This is a genomic window from Haloferax sp. Atlit-4N, from assembly GCF_003383025.1.
Classification (GTDB): domain Archaea; phylum Halobacteriota; class Halobacteria; order Halobacteriales; family Haloferacaceae; genus Haloferax; species Haloferax gibbonsii.
In genome coordinates this window covers 788884-809828 of sequence record NZ_PSYY01000002.1, presented here as the reverse complement: position 1 = coordinate 809828, position 20945 = coordinate 788884, and the positions used below count along the sequence as shown (strand labels likewise).

At 52.6% G+C, this 20945-nt stretch carries 18 protein-coding genes and 1 pseudogene; 12 read left to right on the top strand and 7 right to left on the bottom strand.

The window, feature by feature from the left end; all coding sequences use genetic code 11:
- The 4 genes from C5C07_RS13255 (at nt 1) to dgoD (ending at nt 4402) form a co-directional block, all read left to right on the top strand.
- Nucleotides 1-939: a carbohydrate ABC transporter permease gene (locus C5C07_RS13255; protein ID WP_050459395.1), complete on the top strand. Its 939-nt coding sequence runs from the start codon at nt 1-3 to the stop codon at nt 937-939.
- Nucleotides 939-1838: a carbohydrate ABC transporter permease gene (locus tag C5C07_RS13250; RefSeq protein ID WP_050459397.1), complete on the top strand. Its 900-nt coding sequence runs from the start codon at nt 939-941 to the stop codon at nt 1836-1838. Before C5C07_RS13255 ends, C5C07_RS13250 begins: the two co-directional genes overlap by 1 nt.
- Nucleotides 1839-1977: 139 nt before the next feature.
- Entirely contained in the window at nt 1978-3147 is a 1170-nt protein-coding gene (locus C5C07_RS13245; RefSeq protein ID WP_050459398.1) for an ABC transporter ATP-binding protein, read from the top strand.
- 103 nt (nt 3148-3250) lie between these two features.
- On the top strand, nt 3251-4402 hold the full coding sequence (dgoD, locus tag C5C07_RS13240) for a galactonate dehydratase (protein ID WP_115805253.1): 1152 nt from the start codon (nt 3251-3253) through the stop codon (nt 4400-4402).
- 822 nt (nt 4403-5224) lie between these two features.
- Here the strand turns inward: dgoD and C5C07_RS13235 are convergent.
- Nucleotides 5225-6004 (bottom strand): hypothetical protein, encoded by a 780-nt coding sequence (locus C5C07_RS13235; RefSeq protein ID WP_115805252.1) that lies wholly within the window; start codon nt 6002-6004, stop codon nt 5225-5227.
- Nucleotides 6005-6320: 316 nt separating this feature from the next.
- On the opposite strand from C5C07_RS13235, the gene C5C07_RS13230 reads away from it, so the two are divergent.
- Nucleotides 6321-6764 carry a type IV pilin gene (locus tag C5C07_RS13230; RefSeq protein ID WP_115805251.1) on the top strand — a complete coding sequence of 148 codons (444 nt, stop codon included), beginning with the start codon at nt 6321-6323 and terminating at the stop codon, nt 6762-6764.
- Nucleotides 6765-6877: 113 nt separating this feature from the next.
- Here C5C07_RS13230 and C5C07_RS21725 read toward each other — a convergent pair whose 3' ends face one another.
- Nucleotides 6878-7033 (bottom strand): hypothetical protein, encoded by a 156-nt coding sequence (locus tag C5C07_RS21725; protein ID WP_004975909.1) that lies wholly within the window; start codon nt 7031-7033, stop codon nt 6878-6880.
- A gap of 152 nt (nt 7034-7185) precedes the next feature.
- Nucleotides 7186-7725 (bottom strand): metal-dependent hydrolase, encoded by a 540-nt coding sequence (locus C5C07_RS13225; protein ID WP_115805469.1) that lies wholly within the window; start codon nt 7723-7725, stop codon nt 7186-7188.
- A gap of 215 nt (nt 7726-7940) precedes the next feature.
- Between C5C07_RS13225 and C5C07_RS13220 the strand changes: the two genes are divergently transcribed.
- Together C5C07_RS13220 and C5C07_RS13215 are read left to right on the top strand one after the other, a co-directional pair.
- Complete coding sequence (locus tag C5C07_RS13220) at nt 7941-9260, top strand: RNA-guided endonuclease TnpB family protein (RefSeq protein WP_115805250.1); 1320 nt, start codon at nt 7941-7943, stop codon at nt 9258-9260.
- Nucleotides 9261-9455: 195 nt separating this feature from the next.
- The gene (locus tag C5C07_RS13215; protein ID WP_115805249.1) at nt 9456-10700 is read left to right on the top strand and encodes a glycosyltransferase family 2 protein; all 1245 of its coding nucleotides are present in this window, start codon (nt 9456-9458) and stop codon (nt 10698-10700) included.
- Nucleotides 10701-10930: 230 nt separating this feature from the next.
- Here C5C07_RS13215 and C5C07_RS13210 read toward each other — a convergent pair whose 3' ends face one another.
- Entirely contained in the window at nt 10931-11914 is a 984-nt protein-coding gene (locus tag C5C07_RS13210) for a GDP-mannose 4,6-dehydratase (RefSeq protein WP_115805248.1), read from the bottom strand.
- Between the two features lie 188 nt (nt 11915-12102).
- Between C5C07_RS13210 and C5C07_RS22125 the strand changes: the two genes are divergently transcribed.
- From C5C07_RS22125 to C5C07_RS13200, 5 genes and pseudogenes are all read left to right on the top strand, one after another.
- Nucleotides 12103-12237 (top strand): hypothetical protein, encoded by a 135-nt coding sequence (locus C5C07_RS22125; RefSeq protein WP_255565256.1) that lies wholly within the window; start codon nt 12103-12105, stop codon nt 12235-12237.
- A 1119-nt stretch (nt 12238-13356) separates the two neighbouring features.
- Nucleotides 13357-15186 carry a hypothetical protein gene (locus C5C07_RS21045; protein ID WP_147302012.1) on the top strand — a complete coding sequence of 610 codons (1830 nt, stop codon included), beginning with the start codon at nt 13357-13359 and terminating at the stop codon, nt 15184-15186.
- Nucleotides 15187-15227: 41 nt separating this feature from the next.
- On the top strand, nt 15228-15416 hold the full coding sequence (locus C5C07_RS21040) for a hypothetical protein (protein ID WP_147302011.1): 189 nt from the start codon (nt 15228-15230) through the stop codon (nt 15414-15416).
- A gap of 197 nt (nt 15417-15613) precedes the next feature.
- Nucleotides 15614-16711 (top strand): acyltransferase, encoded by a 1098-nt coding sequence (locus C5C07_RS13205; protein ID WP_115805247.1) that lies wholly within the window; start codon nt 15614-15616, stop codon nt 16709-16711.
- Nucleotides 16712-17214: 503 nt separating this feature from the next.
- Nucleotides 17215-17406: pseudogene (locus C5C07_RS13200) on the top strand (IS6 family transposase); the annotation flags it as partial.
- A gap of 59 nt (nt 17407-17465) precedes the next feature.
- Here C5C07_RS13200 and C5C07_RS13195 read toward each other — a convergent pair.
- From C5C07_RS13195 to C5C07_RS13185, 3 genes are read right to left on the bottom strand one after another with little or no spacing between them, the layout of a single operon-like run.
- Nucleotides 17466-18596, bottom strand: a complete 1131-nt coding sequence (locus tag C5C07_RS13195; RefSeq protein ID WP_158546587.1) for a glycosyltransferase family 4 protein — start codon at nt 18594-18596, stop codon at nt 17466-17468.
- Nucleotides 18597-18639: 43 nt separating this feature from the next.
- A complete protein-coding gene (locus C5C07_RS13190) occupies nt 18640-19740 on the bottom strand; it encodes a glycosyltransferase (RefSeq protein ID WP_115805245.1) in 1101 nt (366 codons plus the stop codon).
- Between the two features lie 3 nt (nt 19741-19743).
- The gene (locus C5C07_RS13185; RefSeq protein ID WP_115805244.1) at nt 19744-20907 is read right to left on the bottom strand and encodes a polysaccharide pyruvyl transferase family protein; all 1164 of its coding nucleotides are present in this window, start codon (nt 20905-20907) and stop codon (nt 19744-19746) included.
- Nucleotides 20908-20945: the final 38 nt, after the last annotated feature.

The following is a 20945-nucleotide window of genomic DNA, read 5'->3' as shown; positions in this document are numbered from 1 at the left end:
ATGAGTACGCACACACAGACCGAAACGTCGACGACGAGGGAGACGGGAGTCGCCAAGCTCCGGGCGCTGTGGAACGACTACCTCCCGTACTGGTTCGTCGCGCCGATGGTGCTGGTGATGCTGCTTATCACCTTCTTCCCCGGCGCGTACGACCTCTATCTCAGCGTCATCGAGGAACCCACGTTCGACGTCTTCGCGGCCGAGTTCGTCGGTCTGAGTAACTACGCGACGGCGTTCGGCCGCGGCGGCGCGCTGCACTCGTTTATCATCACGGTGACCGTCGTCGTCAGCGCGCTCGCCCTCGAGAGCGTCCTCGGGTTCGGCCTGGCCGCGCTCGTCGCCGGCGTGGAATCCGAACGACTGCAATCGTTCTACCGGGTGCTGTTTATCATCCCGATGGCCGTCGCGCCCGTCTCGCTCGCGACCATCGGTCGCATCATGCTGAACAGCGAAATCGGGGTCATCCCGTACCTCATCGAGGCGACGACGCCCTTCGCGGCCCCGGCGTTCCTCTCGGAGATTCCGCTGTTGACGGTGGTCCTCCTCGACACCTGGAACTGGACGCCGTTCATGTTCATCATCTTCTACGCCGGCCTCTCGTCGGTGCCCGACACGCTCATCGAGGCGTCGAAGGTCGACGGCGCGCCGCTGTGGCGTCGGTACCTCCACGTCATCATCCCGTACATGAAGCCGGTGGTGTTCGTCGCCACGCTCATCCGGATGATTGACCTCTTTCGGACGTTCGGCGTCGTCTACGGGCTGACCCAGGGCGGCCCGGGGACGGCCACCCAACTCGTGAGCATCAACATCTACGAACAGATGTTCATCAACAACTCGCCGGGCGTGGCGGCCGCAATCGCGGTCGTCTACCTCGTCTTCGTGGTCGCCATCGCGAACATCGTCATCGCCAAGGTCGGTTTCGAGGGGGTGTGGGACTGATGGCGTCCGAGAACCAGTCTCAGTCCCAGTCCCAGTCGCCCGTCGACACCGGGTCGCAGCGCCTCGACAACGACACCCGCGAGACGCTCGTCAGCGTCGCCCGCCACGGGCTTCTGTTGGCGTGGTCGTTCGTCGTGCTGTTCCCGCTGTACTGGCTGGCGTCGATGTCGCTGAAGCCGCCGGGGAGCGCGAATTCGTTGCCGCCGGACTGGCTCTTCCTGCCGACAGTGTACAACTACATCCGCCTCGCACAGGACGGCGCGTTCCTCGCGGCGTTCGCCAACAGCGTCGTCATGGTGTCGGCGTCGGTCGTGCTCGTGTTGCTCATCGGCGTGCCCGCGGCGTACGTCCTCTCGCGGTACGACATCCCGATGGAGCGGGACGTGCTCGTGTGGATTCTCTCCTCGCGGATGCTCCCGCCCATCGCCGTCGTCATCCCGTTTTTCGTCATCTTCCGGGAACTCAACCTCTTCGACAGCCGCATCGGGATGGTGTTCATGTACGTCAGCATCAACCTCTCGCTCGTCGTCTGGGTGATGAAGGCGTTCTTCGACGGCATCCCCGAGACGCTCGAAGAGGCCGCTCGCGTCGACGGCGCGACCCGGTTCCAGGGCTTCCGCAAGGTCGTCCTGCCGGCGGCGAAACCGGGCATCTTCTCGGTCGCGATTATCAGCTTCATTTTCGCGTGGATCGAGCTCCTGTTCGGACTCGTCTTGACGAACTTCAAGGCGGTCCCGGTGACGCTGTTCGTCTACTCGTTTATCGGCTCTCGGTCCATCGAGTGGGGGATGCTCGCCGCGGCCTCGATGGCGATGATTCTCCCGGTCGTCGTCTTCCTCGTCGCGGTGAACAAGTACCTCGCCGCCGGGCTGAGCTTTGGCGTGGTGATCAAGGAATGACACAGACTGGGCTCTCACACGGCCGACGACCGTCGGCACGACAGCGCGCATCGCTCGCGAACCATACCCACACCACCACCAACATCCATACCCGCGCGGCGGGGGCAGACAGCCGCATCACGAACACGGAGACACACACATGGCCAGTATCACCCTAGACGACGTAACGAAGGAGTTCGGAGACGGCGGCGACGCGGTCGTCGCCGTCGACGACGTATCGCTCGACATCGAAGACGGCGAGTTCGTCGTCTTCGTCGGTCCGTCGGGAAGCGGCAAGTCCACCCTGATGCGGATGGTCGCCGGCCTCGAAACGCAGACCGACGGCGACGTGTACATCGGCGACCAAATCGTCAACCAGCTCGGCCCTCGCGCGCGCGACATCGCGATGGTGTTCCAGAACTACGCGCTGTACCCGAACATGACCGTCGAGGAGAACATGTCGTTCGGGCTGAAGATGTCGACCGAACTCTCGGCCGACGAAATCGAAGCGACGGTGACCGAAACGGCCGAGATGATGGGTATCGAGTCGCTTCTGGACAACACGCCCGGCGAGCTTTCGGGCGGCCAACAACAGCGCGTCGCGCTCGGCCGCGCCATCGTCCGCGACCCGAACGTGTTCTTGATGGACGAGCCGCTGTCCAACTTGGACGCGAAGCTCCGGACGACGATGCGGACCGAAATCAACCGCCTCCAGAGCGACCTCGGCGTGACGACGCTGTACGTCACCCACGACCAGACCGAGGCGATGACGATGGGCGACCGCCTCGTCGTCCTCAACTACGGCGAACTCCAGCAGGTCGGCACGCCGCTGGCGTGTTTCTACCGCCCCGCGAATCGGTTCGTCGCCGGCTTCATCGGGTCGCCGTCGATGAACTTCTTCGAAGGCGAGGTCGCCGACGGCACGCTCGTCGCCGACGGGTTCGAATACGATCTCTCGGAACGCATGCGGGCGAACGTCGGCGACCGGACCGCAGTGACACTCGGCGCGCGCCCGGAGGATTTCACGCTCTCCGAAGACTCCACAGACAACGGCTTCGAAGTCGTCGTCGACGTTGTCGAGCCGATGGGAAGCGTCTCGTACGTGTACGTTCGAGCGGTCGCGGCGTCTCACGACGAGACGTTCGTCGTCGAAGTCGACGGCCAGCAACCCGTCTCCGAAGGCGAGCGGCTGTACGCCCACGTCGAAAGCGAGGATACACACCTCTTCGACACCCAGTCCGGCGAAACCATTCATCAGCGGACGCTCACCGACGACGCGGAACACGCCCTCTCACAACCTCTCGAGAACGCGAGCGCGGGCGCTGACTGAGCCTCGTTCGTGCCGACAACGACCGACTCACGCTCACGGCCCCGCCGCCGCCGCCCGGACGCTCCCCCCTCCCATTGAAGTATCCGCTCCCGGTTGTGCGACCATGCACATCACGGACTACGAACTGTTCGCCGTGCCCCCGCGGTGGCTGCTGCTCAAACTGGAGACGAGCGACGGCCTCGTCGGCTGGGGCGAGCCCATCGTGCAGGGTCGCCTCCGGACGGTCCGGGCTGCGGTGGAAGAACTCGTGGAGGTGTACCTGCTGGGTGAGGACCCGCTTCGCACCGAGTACCACTGGCGAAAACTCTACCAAAGCGGGTACTACCGGGGTGGCCCAGTTCTCATGAGCGCGCTGTCGGGTATCGACCACGCGCTGTGGGACATCAAAGGGAAACACTACGACGCCCCGGTGTACGACCTCCTCGGTGGCCACGTCCGCGACCGGATTCCCGTCCACCAGTGGGTCGGCGGCGAGACGCCGGAGGAAGTCGCCAAAGAGGCGATTCAACGGCGCGACCAGGGCTACCGGGCGCTCAAGATGAACGCGACTACCGAGTTCGGCCCGTTGGAGCCGCCGGCCGCCGTCGAGACCGCCCGCAAGCGCGTTGCCGCCGTCCGCGAGGCGCTCGGCGACGACCTTCACCTCGGCGTCGACTTTCACGGACGCGTCTCGAAGTCGATGGCGTCGCGACTGGTCGAGGCGCTCGAACCCTACGGTCTCATGTTCATCGACCAGCCCGTCGGTCCCGAACACTCCGAGGCGCTCGCTTCGCTCGCCGAGGGGACGACCACCCCGCTCGCGACCGGCGAGCGATTCTACTCTCGCTACGATTTCAAGCCGCTGTTGACCGAGGGGGCGGTGTCGGTCCTCCAGCCGGACGTCACCCACGTCGGCGGTATCACCGAACTCCGGAAGGTGATGACGATGGCCGAGGCGTTCGACGTGTCGGTCGTCCCCCACTGTCCGTTGAGCCCGGTCGCCTTCGCTGCGAACCTCCAGGCCGTCTTCGCGTCCCACAGCGCCGTCATGCAAGAACAGGACCTCGGGCTCCACGACCCATCCGAGAGCGTCGGCCTCGCGTATCTCGACGACCCCCACCAGTTCGACTTCTCCGACGGCTTCGTCAAACGGCCGACCGGGCCGGGACTGGGTATCGACGTGGACGAAGCGTACGTCCGCGAACGCTCCCGCGGCGAGGTTAACTGGTACAACCCCGTCTGGCACCACGACGACGGCCGACTCGCCGAGTGGTGAGCCGGCGTGCCGATTGTGGAAATCTGCCTGCCCACGTTCGAACCGAAGCTCACTGAGACGAAGCTACAAGGGAGGAGACCGTCTAGAAATACTTTTGAGAATAAGGTTAGCTAGGCAACATGATTGGCATGTTGCAACAAGCCGACCCTCACGTGGACTGGACCGTGTTTGGCCTCCGAACGCCTGTTGAAAAGATTCGAACCTGGAAGGATGAGTGAGCCGTCGTCGTTCCTCGAGCAGACGAAAGTCCACCTGCAGAGAGCCCTCGAAACGGACGATCCTGACGAGAAGAATTTCCACCTCCGGACTGCGCTGCAGCTCTGTTCCTGTGACGGCGTGACCGAACAGTCGGACTAGAATCGTTGGGTGACGCCGTTCTCAGCGTCCTCGCACAACAGTCATCGGGTGAAGGTCTATCCGTGAGCTGGGACGCCAACCACTCCAGTTCGTTTTCGCGGTCGACCACTATGCAGATGATAATATTATCGTCTGCATAGAGTTCCTAGTGGAACGTCAGTCACACGTACTCGTCTGGGAACCGATTCGACGCAATTCGTCTAGATTCCCAATATAAACCACATATAATCGGTAACTCGATATAATTCGCATCGAGATCGCTGATTTTATACATGAGAGCTAATAGATGAAGTTTCAAAATATGGGGCATATTTTGAATATCTTCTTTTTATTTGGCTCCTTTTGTATTTTCACAGTAGTTAGATACATCAGTCAGTTATCGCCGAGTCAATTTAGTCAATTAACTAGAATATACTTCATACTGGACAGTCGGCATCGCGGTCTGTCTGTGCTCGCTTCGAAGACTCACCGCACGCCGAGTCGACGCGCGGCCGTCGCCGACAGATACACGCCGTTGGTGCCGACCGAGACGGGTTCGTCGGTCACCCGCGAGACGAGCGCCGCGAGGTCGCGCCGAAACGTCTCGTTGCGTTGTTCGAGAAGCGGCGTCGTCGCCTTCCCGTCGAGTTCCGTCCCGCGGCCGTCGACGTAGAGTTCGACGAAATCGACTTGGATCGACAGCGGGGCGTCGTCGAGATACGTCGGGAGCCGAAGTGCCTCCAGTTGGACCTTCGGGCCGACCGGCGCGCCAGCCGCGGCGAGCACCCGACCCAACACCGCCCCGTCGCGTCGGGGGACGAGTTCGGTCGCGCGCCGGTCGTCGTCGGTGTGAATCGTGCGACTCCCCACACCGAGCGTGGCGAGCGCATCGGCGACGACGTCGCGAGTGGCGTCGTCGACGACGAACGACGGCCGATAGTTGTCGAGGGCGATGCTCCCCGTCGCGAACACCGCGGCGACGAGTCGGTTGAGCGCACGCGCGGCCGGCTGGCGAAGCGAGTCGGGGAACCAGCCGTGGTCGCGAGCCGTCTGTAGCCCGCGGACCACGTCCGGGACGCTTCCGTCCATCCACTCGCGGACGCGACTCCGCGGGAGATCCAGGGCGGTACTGACTGCGGTCGACCCCTTGTCGGGGTTGGCCGCGACGTAGTCCAACGTCTCGCGATACTGCAGAACGTACGCCCACGCGTCGTCGACCGGCGTCGCGTACGTCCGCGCGACTTCCGGTTCCGTCGCAAGCGGCATGAACGTCCGAACGTGTTGCTCAGAGATAACTATCGCGATTCAAGACATTCAGGCAGAGCGTGACAATGGTGGCTCGTGAGACCGGTTCTGGTGGGGTGATTGGATAGGTTCTCCCCGCGAATTGTCTGTGTTTGTGATTGTTCCGTGCTATGAGATAGTCACTCAATCTATCTTTATTAGCATTGCCAACATATGTTTGGTTGTAAGCCCACTACAGGGGTCGTGTGTACGCAACAGGTACGTTATCTGTTCGCTGCGTGCGACACGCGCCGACGTATCCGTCGACCGCCGTCTGTTCGGGCACAGGAAATATCCAATGCAACTTACACACCTCTTCAAAGACGACTCTGCTGTTTCGCCGGTTATCGGTGTCATCCTGATGGTCGCGATTACCGTCATCCTCGCGGCCGTCATCGGGACGTTCGTCCTCGGTCTCGGCGACCAGGTCGGCGACACTGCCCCGCAGGCGAGTTTCAGCTTCGATCACGACAGTAGCGCCGGGACCCTGATCATCACTCACGAAAGCGGTGACGCCATCGACCCCGCCCGTGTGACCATCTCGGGACCGATCACTGACGATGGAGACGCATGGAACGTAATCGACGCAACTGCGACTGAAGTCTCGGCAGGTAGCTCGATTACCGTGACCGCAACTGGAACGCCCGCCTCGTTCGCATCCGGTGAATCCGTCCGCGTTGTCTGGACCTCCGAATCCGGGTCTAACTCTGCGACCCTGCAGAAGTGGACCTACAACGGCTAACACAGTCTTCAGATTTTTTGCGAGCGTACCTGATTACCAGAGAGAATTCACCGTGTCGGAGCGCGCAGTCGCAGACACGTCTCGGAGACGCTGGACAACTACGCAGATGAACGTCACCGATTCAGTCGAACGACGTCATCACACTCGGGACAGTCCGCGAACACGCCAGTCCCGCCGTCTTCCGTCTCGAACTCGATCAACACATGGTACTCGTAGAGTTCCATCTCGCAGTCCGGACAACGGCCAATCGTCGTCGACTCGTCGGTCATGGAAGGGTTGAGAGTGCTTGAAATCGTGGCTTGTTCGCTGCGGACTGTACGTGTGGCTGTAGTGGGCCGTCTTGCTTCAAGTTACGTGTGTTCACCGTCTTCGTTTTCTGCGGATGTTAAAACAAACATATGTACGTTACACTACTACGGTGTCACGTCGACGGTCGACGCCGCTGACGTCGTCGATAGACGCTCACGAGCCAGATGGCTACTGCGCCCGCAAACAACAGATACTGGAACTGCATCTGTGGGCTGTCGAACCCCGCGTTGAGAATCCGGACCCACGGGGCGATGTCGTCGCTCGGGTACTGGAGGCCGGGCACGACAGGCCACAACAGAAAGCCGAGTTCGCGCCACTCTCCTCGGAGGACGAGGAGATACGAATCGCCGAGGAGGTGCGACCCGATAGTGACCGCGAGCACGCGCGCTTCAGTTCCGTAGCCTCGACGCGAGAGATACCGGACGCCGACGACCACGACGGGGACGACGATGAGGAGTGAATGTGCGAGCGACCGGCCGTTCGGCAGCACGCCCGCGTAGGCCAGCGGCTTGTCGATGATATCAGGGAGTTGCGTCCCGACCGCGAGCAACGCGAGCGTCAGGCCGTGGGGATATCGGAACTCCCAGTCACGCACCCGAGCGAGGGCCACGACGAGGAGATAGCCGAATGCGAGGTGGCCAAGGGGATACACACGCCGATACAGGCGCGTCCCGCCCATAAACTCATTCATCGAAATTGTTTTCGCATATATGTATACAGAATCAAGGAGAATACCTGACCCTTTCAGGATGAATCCGACGATTCTCTACACCACCCACCGTTCGACGGCACGTCTGGATATTCCACCATCTCAATCCGAACTTTTACAACAGGGACGAGTATAAGTTATTATACGGGCGTTTCGAGATGTTGGAAATCCACCGAACCCATCGAGCGAAAATCCTCAATCACTCCCAAGTGGCTGAGATGCTCGACATTCATGGGTGGAGTGCCAGCAAACTCTGGAACGTAGCGAACTATCACTCCCGACAAGTATGGAATGATTCGGGTGAAATCCCCGGCCACGAAGACTTGAAAAGCGAATTGAAGAGTCATACAACTTACAAGGGATTGCACTCGCAGTCCAGTCAGCGCGTTCTGGAGGAACTCGCTGAATCCTTCAATTCGTGGTATGGCAAACGCAAGTCTGACGACCGCGCAAACCCACCCGGCTACCGCAAGAAAAACTACTACGACGACGATGGCAACCGTGTCCACGAAGAACATCCTCGTTCGACAGTAACGTGGAAGCAGAACGGAATTCGTCACGACACAAAACACAACCGCGTCAGGCTGTCCAAAGGCGCGAGTCACAAGGAACACCCGAAAGCGTGGGAGTACATCCTTGTCGAATACGAAACTCGTCCCGGTGTCTCGGTTGAGAATCTGAAACAGGTTCGAGCCGTTTACAACAAGGCCAAACAAGTGTGGGAACTGCATCTCGTCTGCAAAGACGAAATCGAGACGCCTACCGCTCCCGGTAACGAGACAGCAGGTGTTGACCTTGGCATCTGTAACTTCGCGGCAGTCGCGTACAGCACCAAGGAAGCCGACTTGTATCCCGGTAATCGCTTGAAGCAGGACGGGTACTACTTCCCGAAAGAAATCGCTAACTGCGACGACTCGGGAGGCTCTGAGGCAACTCGTCTACACCACAAGTGGTCGGAGCGCCGTACCCACTTCTTCCATAGCCTCGCTAAACACATCGTTGAGAAGTGTATCGAGCGTGGCGTGGGTCGCATCAACATCGGAAAACTTGCTGGTGTCCGTGAGGACGAGAATGGTGAGCCGAAGAATTGGGGTCGGCACGGCAACCTCGACTTGCACGGGTGGGCGTTCGACCGCTTCACGAAGATTCTCACTTACAAGGCGAAAGTCGAGGGCATCGAAGTCGTAGAGGTGTCTGAGCGCAACACGAGCAAGACGTGTTGCGTGTGCGGTAGGGAAGACTACAATCAGCGTATTGAGCGTGGCCTGTACGCGTGCGAGAAGTGTGATGCGGCGTTCAACGCTGACGTGAATGGGGCGGAAAACATACGTCTCGACCTGAATCAAAGTAACTCCAAGTCTGCACCCCGTTTGGGTGGAGATAGGAGTACCGGCTGGTTGGCACAGCCTGGAGTCTACCTTCATGACTTGTCCCACGGATTCTCACCGAGGGAACAAGTGGTAGACTGCAAACCCTAATATCCCAACGCTCGGGATTCCCGCGTCTTCAGGCGCGGGAGGATGTCAACAATATTATATTCTGTCTACACAGACTGCTCAGACGATAAACTCTTTACGCACCTCCCCGAGTCAACACAATAGAAACCGTTCGTGGGGTCCACCGAACTACTGCAATACAGTCTCAACGGTGCTCACAACAGGTGGTCAATCTCTATGGGAACGTCAACCACACACAACGACACCCAGCATGCGAAACAGCTGGGTAACGGCAAACACGGTACGTCAGCATCGGATATCCAACTCAGCGGTGATGAGTTGCTCCTGTCCGCAGACAGCGAGATCACGCCCACGCTCTCGGTCGTGATGCCCACCCTCAACGAAGAGGGCGGCATCGCCCAGTGTATCGAGTGGGTCAAAGCCGCCCTCGAGGACATGCAGATTTACGGCGAGGTCGTCGTCGCCGACAGCTCGGACGACCGCACGCCCGAGATTGCGGCAGAGAATGGTGCGGTCGTCATCGAACCCGACGGCAAGGGCTACGGCTACGCCTACCTGTACGCCTTCGAGCGCGTCCGCGGCCAGTACATCGCCATGGGCGACGCCGACTGCACCTACGACTTCAAGGAGCTTCCCAAGCTGTTGAACATGGTTCGGTCCGGTGATGCAGATATGGCCATGGGCTCGCGGCTGGAGGGTGAGATTCTCCCCGGCTCGATGCCCCCGCTGCACGAACACGTCGGGAATCCGTTGTTGACGAAATTCCTGAACGTGTTCTACGGCGCTGGCGTGAGTGACGCGCATAGTGGGATGCGTGTCTTTACTCGAGACGCCTGGGAGACCATGGAGTGTTCGTCGACTGGCATGGAGTTCGCCAGCGAGATGATTATGGAGGCCGGCGCGAAGGATCTCGAGATCGAAGAGAAGCCGATTACGTATCACCCGCGTGAGGGTGAGGCCAATCTGGAGAGCTTCCCCGATGGCTGGCGACACGTTCGGTTTATGTTGGTCAATGCGCCCGGCTACCTGTTTTCGGCACCTGGGTTCGGCCTGTCTGTGGTTGGTGTGTTGGCGCTGGTGCTCGCGTGGAGTGGTCTGGAGATCGGTGGTGCGCAGTTCGGCATTCACACCGGGATTGGCGGTGGCCTGCTGACGCTCGCTGGGTTTCAACTGATGCTGTTCGGAGCCTTCTCGACGGTGTCTTCGGATCCGGTTCGTGGGGCTTCTGATCCGTTTACGACCTGGTTTACGAAGCGGATTTCGCTCGAGCGAGGGGCGACGATTGGCTCGCTCGTGTTCCTCGGTGGGCTGGCCTACGGTGGCTACCTGGCCGTTACGTGGGTGACCAGTGGATTCAGTGCGTTGCCGATCGCGGTTGCCGACGTCGTGGCGACCGTGGCTGTGGTCGTTGGCCTGCAGATGGTGTTCGGGTCGTTCCTGTTGGGGTCGGTGGATAGCTAAACAGGATACAAGCTTCTGTCGAAATCATCTATATTTGACGTGTACGCACGAAAAACGAGTGGGCTTAGATCAAATGCGTTGTTTCGTCATGGACTATAGTAATTCTCCTTTTTTCTGTAGTACAGACTTTCTAGGTTGAATGTGGTTCTGTTACTGAAATAACTCAATCATAAATGGTTGCTACTAAAATACAGTTTTGAAGATCTGGAGTACACCTATACAATTACAAATCACGTGTTCAGTATGAGTGGCTCATACCACTCGCGATTCTGTTTGTACCAGTTAATAAATTCATTTACTCCTTCACGGATGTCGTAACTCGGCTCGTAGTCAATCAGATCATTTGCTTTTGATATGTCTGCATGTGTGTGGCGGGAGTCCGCGTCCTTCTCTTTTTTATGTTCAATCTCAACATCAACACCAGTCTCTTCAACCACGTATTCAGCAAGTTGGCGGATAGATATATTGTCGCTTGATCCAACGTTCATTGTCTCACCATCTCCAGCATCTGAGTTGAGAAGCGCTAGGTTTGCTTCAACGATGTCATCGATATACGTGAAGTCACGGGTTTGTTTACCATCTCCATAGATTATAGGCGGTTGATTATTAAGACAGCGTGACACAAAGTTTGAAATTGCCATATTTGGGCGCATCCGTGGCCCATATACAGTAAAGTAGCGTAGATTAACTGTCGATATGTCGTGAAGTTGATCGTAGACATTACAATAATGTTCGCTAGCAAGTTTCGTCACACCGTACGGACTTTTGGGATTGTTTGGGTGTTCCTCATCGTACGGGAGATATTCTGGAATACCATAGACAGATGATGAAGAGGCATGAATGAGACGATTAACTCCGTATTTTTCGGCTGCCTCAAGAAGTGTTAAAATGCCCATTACATTATTTTGTTCGTAAGCAACCGGCTGCTCAACACTTGGACGAACACCAGCTTTTGCTGCTTGGTGATAGACCACCTCGATATCGTTATTAGCAATCACATCGCCGACTAAGTCAGAATCATTAATTGATCCCTGAATAAAATTAAACTCTCCCGGGCCTGCCTGTTGGCATAGCCTTTCATTCTGTTTCTTGAGGCTCACATCATAATAGGGATCAAGGGTATCAATTGCGATGACATCTCGCCCCTCCTGCAGTAGCGCTTCGGAAAGGTGTGATCCAATAAATCCAACTCCTCCAGTTACTAGTACCGTCATGTGTGTACAAATACAAGAGAGGTATTTATATTATACTCAAGAGAGACTTGCCTAGATACAATATATCTGTGGTTGGTTGGGAGTGGTATTGGGATCTGTGCGACGTGTACCTCATTGAAACAACGTACTAGTATTCCTTGAACACACACATTTATACATTAGCGCTGATATGTCGTCCTGTATAACAAATGGTAGAGGACGTAGAAAACGACGAGGAGATCGAAGAGCAGGAGAGAGAGCAATCAGCGCATCTAATCGATATCGAGGATGGAGCGGGTTGCACAGAGATTTGGGACCATCTGTCTGAAAAACGGGAGTCATAATACATTACTAGTGGGTAACGTTCTGACTGCCCAACTATAGTTGTAGAATGGACGATATTGGATTGTTTAAATCAAACTCGTCATGAACCAATAGACCGCTGTCAAGTTGGCTATACTACGGCACGTTTTATTGTTAACGCAGATATTGGATGAGTTTGAAAAGTTACTCCGAGCTACGTTCGTGTACGAATACATATGTGACTGTGTTATTCCCTTGTGAGTTTATTTGTTGGTAGAGCGGAGAACGCTTAGACAATATCTTTGAGTGTCTCTCACCCCGGTTTTGAGGAGGATCCATCGCCGAACTTGGATCCTCTGAGATATACTATCAGTTTGTCTTTTGAAACGCCTCGGTGCGGCTCTTGCACGTGTTCACGTGCGCAGTTCAGAAGGTCCCAAACAGCGCCGACTATTTCATTGGGGCTGAACGTCGGCATCCGAAATCAACGATTTTTTACATCTTCTGGGCACTCAGTACACTACTCCCCCGGTCAACACATTATCTCGGACTCCATCGAAGTCGAGACACTGAACACAGAGTTGATTATTTTCTCCAACGCGAACGTTGAGTTCGCCGATGGTGCCTCCCAACTACTCGGACTCAAATTGACGCACGACAGAGTACCACACCGTTCATGTCTTCGCAGCCAACGTTCCCATCACATCGAGGATTCATCGATGGGAATGAAACCAACATCGGGACAACAACATGGAGATTTTCTCCGATAGGAATAACGAGGGTAAAATCGACGTGACGGTTGTCGTCGGTAGCGGTACGGGACGGAACAATTTAGCGACGTGACGGGGACAGTTCCTGCTTACGATTGGGTCGCTGCTGCAATCTTCATCACATTCAACGCCAGCGACGTCTCTTATGGTCCACTCCGGTAATTGTGACCGCAGAATAGACGTTGATGCCTCCGGCGTGAGTTTCGGGGTGGGGGGTGTCACTTAACATCACAACCGACATTAAACGGATCCAAATGCGGATATTAGACTCGATGTTGATTATGACACGTCATCATTCGATTGTTCGAGCACGGTCGTTGAGGCCCAATATACGTGATGGATAAATTTTCTCGAATCATTTTTGTCACCGGGTTGTCTCTGTATGGCTAAATGTTGAGAGTCACTAACCGCCAATTTTCTCTCATTACTGCAATCATTGGTTTTCTCTCGCTATCTGCCGGAGTCTTGATTGAGATAGAGTTTGTCCGATACCCTCTGTTGACTGTCTCTTTTGCATCGTTCCTTTTTTCGGTTCTTCACCTCCTGCCAAAGGCGTCACTCGGACCGCTAACATCGACTGCCGCCAAATCACTTGATGCGGTTGTGTTCTTATTGATCACGTTAACTGCGATCCTTGGACATCTCGAACGTGGAGGGGTGTTTGACTTTTATTATGTGTTCGCCGTTGGAACATCTGGTGTTCTTTCCTATCGGTTATCAAGAAGACCCATACGCCCCTCAATGGGAGTTGTTCAAATCGTGCTATTTGCGCTCGTTCTTCGTAGCGTACTGTGGTTCTCTTACCCGGTTTACGGAGCTGACCGCTTCCATTTTGCAGCATTCGGATGGATTATTAACACAGGGGAACTCGTTCCCGAAACAATCACCTATTATCGAGATTTCCCGATAGCGCACATCTTCGCATCAACATTCGGAATTGTGACCGAAGTACCGCTTAAAGTGGGATATTTTAGTCTGGGTATCTCTCAAGCTTGTTCACTAATCGTTGTCTATTGCTTCGCGAAAAAAATATCAGATTCAACTCACACAGCTCTTCTTGGAACTCTGTTTGTTGCGGTTTCTGGATTCCATATAAAATCTGGCGGTGAGCCATTTGCACAGGCTCTTCTGACCGCAATAATGCCAGTCATTTTGTTTCTAATGTTTTTTGGAGAGAAGTTCAGCAAACGAAACACCGCGTTGATTCTTGGCCTTATCGTTATCTTGACGTTGACTCAAAACATCGCACCATTAATTCTCACAGGGATTGGAGGACTGACATGGTTTTCCGGGGCCTTGGCTGCGAAGGCAAAAACGCACATAGATTCGGCCCAACTATACGCTGACACGACGTTTGTCGTGATGGTTGGCGGGATCGCAGGGTTCCTTTGGTACGACCGTGTTGGTTATCTCTCTTATCAGGTTCTCCGCGTGTTCCGAATCGTTCTGTTGTTAGATGGGAATGGACAAGGATCAATCGAAAATACTGGTGCCTCAGGCGTCCCCACTGTTGTTCTGTTCGGTCAAGAACTGCCCGGTGTCCTAATGTGGGCCGCACCGCTACTTTGCGCTGCACTCCTAGTTGGTCTTGCGAGTTACTTTTCACTACGTGACTTTTTGACAAAACGAGACCACAGATTACCAATTCAGTATATGCTGTTTGGTTTGCTCACTTTCACAGGATTGGCAGCTGTCTTTGCTGCTGGAAGTCGAGATGCTCGCCGTGCTGTTCCGATTATCTTGATTATTCTATCTCCGCTTGCAGGGATGGCATTGAATCGTGTTCGTGAACGTCGAGGACAAATTGGTTTTGTATTAGTCGCTGTCTTAATTATGATGGTTGCTTTTAGTGGGGTTTTGTCCCCGGCTGTCGCGAAACCAGAGTTGTCTGAGCACAGCTATCAAAAGACACTCAGTTCGAATCAGCTGAAAGCAATTGAGTGGACAAAAAGTCATACAACCAGCGCACAATCAGGCCCTTACGTGAGCGGTTACGACCATATCTCCCAAGCATCGAAAGGTGAACAGCCAGTTGTCACAATACGACAGGGATTTTCAGAAAGCGATCCGTCGACGATTGACCAATTCGAGAAGAATGGGAGTAGAAAGACCGTCATATACCTCGACTATTACGACGTGGCTTTTGATTTATCCGAACCAGCTTCGAATAGAGTCTATGACTCTGGCGACTCCTCTGTATACAATGGGAACAGCTCTTAACTGAACAAAATATTAAGTTCGTCTGGTTAAAAACCGCTGGTGTGTCCGAAAAAGGACGGGTCCGGATTTCAAATGGCAAAATTCTGTCTGAAGCCAAGGGGTTTTTATTGGCCACACTACTCGTAGGAGCAGTCGCAGGTGTTATTGAGTTTTCCCTGAATTTACCTGAATATACTGGTTTGGTTATTGCGATTGTGTTGTTCTTGACCTTTGGATCCATCAACTCTTGATTCTCTGCAAAATTCAGAGAAAATAAATATCACCATCTCTCAGTACAACGGTGCTCTTTACTGATTCGGGGGATAGCAACTCGGGCCAATATCAACTGCGACCTAATGGCATCTGAATAGGTCCGCCGAACTAACGCTTCTTAACGTGAGTTTCATGCCGAGCGTCTTATGTGAGTTCAGTAGTATTTCACAGACAAATGTCAAAGAGAATCTACAGCATCGACTCCTTCAGAGCGATTGGAATGGTGTTTATCGTGATGATACACACGCACCCATTTGAGGGCCTTGGCTACTCTTGGAACGCTCTCAATCTCGTCATCCGAAGCGTGGCAGGGTTCGCTGTTCCACTGTTTTTTGTCATCTCAGGGATTCTCTTTGCTCAGAAATATGAACGGGGGAGTTCGTGGAAGTATCTCAAGCAGTACATCTCGAAAGTTGCCTCAATCTATTTGTTTGGAATGCTTCTCTATCTTCCAATCACTCTTATGAGGAGTGCTGCAACAGCATATGTGTCCGGTTCTTCGGTGCCTGCAGCAGTAGTGTCGAGATTCTATAGCACACTCTCTCCTCTGGGGCTGGTCTACTACGGCGATTCTGTTTCTCCGATATTTTGGTTTCTCCCAGCACTCATTTTTTCAGTTGTCTTGTTGTTCGTCTTTCTCGAATTGGGGGCAGGCAAGTGGACATTTACAGCAGCTGCGGCCTTCCATAGCGTCGGACTTCTAACCACGACGTATGGTCTATTTGATTTGAGACTCAACACTACTGACGCGCTGTTCTACGGGTTTTTCTATGTCTCACTTGGATTCTTCCTGAAGAGATGGGAGTTGCCATCCTCGCGGAAACACTCTAATAAGTTCTTGTTCGCGACGGTTGCGAGTGCGATCCTCCTCGTTGTTGAGCAATACACACTTAACTACTTATGGACAGGACAGTCGCTAACAGGAGGAACCAATGTAGCAAAATACACCGTCGGAACCTTCCTGTTGGTGTTCTCGGTTTCGATGTTCGTGCTGTCACGCCCAACACTCGGGCAAGGTACTCGTCTCCCAGAGTTAGGCACGCTGTCGGTTGGTATCTATGTTGTTCATCCTTCGATATTGTATTCTTTGACTGCCTTGAGTGAGTTCGCAAAAATGAGTGGAGTAAACATCGAACAAACGATAATCTGGCATCTGCTTTTAACCCCGGTTGTGTTCCTGGGCGCATTAGGTATTTATGTAGTATTTGATAAATTGGACATAATAGACTCCGGAGGGAGCCATATACCGTTCAGAGCGTGGTTTTCTACTTGATATTTTCCTGAACCTGACCTATCGGTCCTTCTCTTTAATTTTCATTTCTCTAGTTCACTACCTACCCAACTGCCGGCCGCGTTGCACCACCCGCTCAGTTCACCGCCCTTCTGGACAGTCCCTTGCTTAGACACGGCCTTCCGCTTCCCCGGAATGAACGCATTCTTGCAGTTATGTTCGCACTCACCGTAATTGTTAGTCACTACGGGGCCGCCTATCTGCTTTTGTTCGCGTTGTTCCTCACGGTGTAGCGTCGATGTTCCCCACGTTGTCAATCATCCGACCACTAGCGCGTATTCGCGTCAGGCGGACTCACTTCAAGGCCTTGGCCATCACGATGGAACTGTACCCGACGGTTCAGGTGGTCAATCCGAAACTGTCTATACCTGTATCGTAATCTAAAAAACGAGGTCGTTGAGTGAGTTTGGTTCGATGCTCGCAGACCTGCTCAGAAAGTGCTTTGCGACAGATTTAGAAGAAACTTGGGAGCGTGAGCGGACATCGAGTTGTCTTGGTTGTACGCTGCAATAGACATCGAGACAAAGCTGATTCTTGACGTCGAATTGTTTGGACGACTGGGACTGATCCGGCGGCTGCGTTTCTCTATGGACTCTCGGAGAAACAGACCTCTCAGATGCTGTGTTTCTGTTGATGGCTACGGATATCAGACTGCCGTCTCTCGATTAGGATTGAGCGTTTGGATTAACTTCGATTTCCAAATTCCTGCGGATGAAAGTCGACTTCGTCTAGTGATTCATGGTGGCCTCTCATTTGTTAACCTTCGGTACAACTGTTCTATCTTCGCAATTACAGTAGACGGGTGGTGGTTTTTAAGAATATGCTGACGATGCATCTCTCCGGCTTCTTTTCGATTTTCAATGGCATATTTAATAGCATTCGCCAATTCGGCTGGATTTCCAGGATCTGCCAGTAGATTCGAGTCTTGAATAATTTCTGGTGGGCCGCCTCGCCGAGTTACTACTACTGCCAGTCCATGCTGTATTGCCTCTAATAGAGTTCTGTTTAATGGTTCTGGCCAGGTTCCAGGATGGACAAAAATGTCTGAATCTTCATAGTACTCGTCGACTCTCGAATGAGGAACCTGACCTACGAACTCGATCTGTTCATCAACACCTTTCTGACGGGAAATCTGTCGCAGTCTCTCTCGCTCTGGTCCATCCCCAACAACAGTTAATCTGACTTGTTGCTTGATTTCCGGGATTGATCTTATGAGGTGTTCGACACCCTTCTGCTTCTTAAGTGACCCAACGTACAGTAACTGTGGATTGCCTGAGATGGTGTACTGAACCGACTCAGGAGTAAATGATGGATCGATCATGTTTGTAATCTGTGTTATTTGAGTATCTATTCCTGGTTCTGAGTCATATATACCTTTGATACAATTACTAAGTGCAATCAAAGTTGAAATTTGCGAAAGATAATGTTTTGAAACCCGACCTACTGATGGCCTCACATAATTATTATATATCATTTCTTGCTTTGGCATATCAATTCCAATTGAATTTTTATCAACAAACGTATATGAATTAAGGTGGGCGACTGAGGCGATCGATTTGTGTTTTGACAAAAACCCCACTGCAGGGTGCAACTCCATGTTATACCCGTGAATGATATCATAGTCCTCGATTAAGTCCCAAAGAGATTTGATTGCAATGATTGAACTTAGTTCAGGAATAGACGGTAGGTCTCGATGCCTGACTACATGGACCCCGTTTATTAGTTCTTGACTACGACCATCAAACGAATGAACAACGACGCTGTGTTCTGTTTGATCAACAAACTGTTCAGCGAGAAGTTGGGCACTTAATTCACCACCACCACGCGTGTTTGGGGGGTAGTTTGGGGTGACGATTGCGATTTTCATAGGCATTAGATAACAAGTGCTCTGATATTTGGGTTTCTACTGCTTATAGTTGTTCAAATAGTAACTCGTATTGGTCTGCAATTTCATCCACATGGAAGTCGTCAGCTCGCTTTTTAAGCGTAGTCTGATTAATTTCTTTCTTGATCGTGCGCTCAATCGCGCTACTAAGGGACTCTATGTCTCCAACAGGAACAAGAGTTCCATACTCACCGTCAGCTAATATTTCATTAGGACCGTTAGGACAGTTAGTTGAGACCACAGGGCAACCGCAGGCTAGTGCTTCAACCAGTACATTGCCAAATCCTTCCCAAGCAGATGAGAGTGCGAACACAGAGGAATTACGGAGATACTTATATGGATTCTCAACGTATCCAAGGAAATCGACCTGATCATTGATATTCAATTCATTTACATGTTGTTCAAGCTTTTCTCGCTCTTGTCCTGTCCCAATTATCACAAGCCTACTATTATGGGAGTCAACCCGAGAAAAAGCTCTGATTAGGTCACTAAATCTCTTTTGTGGATGAAGTCGCCCCATCCCGAGTATCACATCAATATCATCAGATTTGAACCAGGGGTGTTCAACACCTTTAGATGAATTTTGAATTAGACTAGGAGTGACAATTGGATTATAGACTGTTTTTAGTTTGTCAGGTGAAATGTTCACCTCATTTACGAGGTCTCTTTTAACACCATCTGATACAGTAATAATACAATCTGAATGGGGATAAAGATACCTTGCCATTGAATATATAATTTTATTCCCATATGAATGGTTAATTAATCTTGACGGCGTGTTATGCTCACTGATCATAATATTCGTGTCTGAATCTGATACATGTCCACTTATTATAGCGGGGATATTTGCGTGGTTCATTGCAGAATAGAGCCACTCTGGCTCGTTCTGTTTGAGATATCGTGATAGAAATGGAACTGACCCTATTGATGAATATCCTGGAACATTGAGTGGTGAATGCTGAATTAGATCCACGTCTTTAGAAACTTCATTACGTAGTTTACCACCCTTGTCACTAGTAACTAAATCAACTGAATGACCTCTCTTAGAAAATTCATTTGAAAGATTAACCACAACTCGCTCTGCACCGCCAACGCCAAGTGAAGGGATATAAAAAGCTAGCTTCATATATTATTTTGACACGTTCACAAGACTCTTACTCAAGTCTGAAAATGTCGAAGATCCCTCTCGTATTAAGTCAGTTAACCGAGACTGCATCTCATCCTGATTTTCTTCCCATATTGGTCGGTGTGTTTTCAGTATCTCATTTGGTATATCGCCATCTGACTCAATAATTAGATCAGAGATGCCGAGGCGAGTATAAAGATCTCGAACCTTACTCATATTGTCCGGGTACTTCTGTTTCTGTTCAATATACACAAACGGAGTACTTGTCGTTTTTATGGTGAATATACTCCCGTGGAATCGATTTGTGATCAGGTAGTCCAGTTCATCATATACTCCAATGCGTTCACCCACAGACAAGTTAGATGGTGGTGATTGTTGCCCACGTACTGCCGGCCCTAAGAGATTAAGAACAGTTTTTCCTTGCTTGCGGAGCTGTTTTGTAATCTTTCTCTTTATAAACAAGTTTTCAATCTCAAGACCGACTGTGTTTTGATCAAGGTCGATTGGAGGTTGTTCAATGTGTTTTGAAAAATCCCACAATAGCGTCGGGTCAGGCATGTAGTGAACCCTCTTTTTAGAGATACCCAATCGCTGTAGACGCTGTTGTGTGTACCGATCCCGCACAGATATGCAGTCAAATTCAGATATGTATTGATGCATTTCGTCACTCAGATTTTGCAGAAGACCATCATTCGTTTGATCCATTGATACAGAGAACCCAATTTTTGTGGAGTCAACACCCGGTAATTGGAAAATGTTTGGAGGTGTTGGCCCACCACCATTTTTTCGCACACTCCAAACAGTATCGCTACCCACAAAGATCACGTCGTAATCCAAACTTTGGATGTACTCGATTGCCTCTTGGAGATTGTCAGTAGTTCGAGATATAGAGGAGATGGAGCAGTTGTTGTTCAAAAATCTACGAACACTCTCTTTTTTATCTGAATGCCGGAATATTTGAGTGGGTGCATGACCAAAAGCGAGCTGTGCCATAGACTGTTTTAGAAGCGTGTTTACATCGCTGGTCTCGGTCGCACTAGACCGATAATCAATTATTTCAACATCAGCTGTGGGCCACCGGTCACGCAGCAATTGTTCAAGACAGTATGCCTGCATGACTGAACCTTTGTTAATCTCTCGATGATATGTTAATATTCCAATCTTCATAGGAGATACACACAACTAGCGACATGTATCCTTTTCGC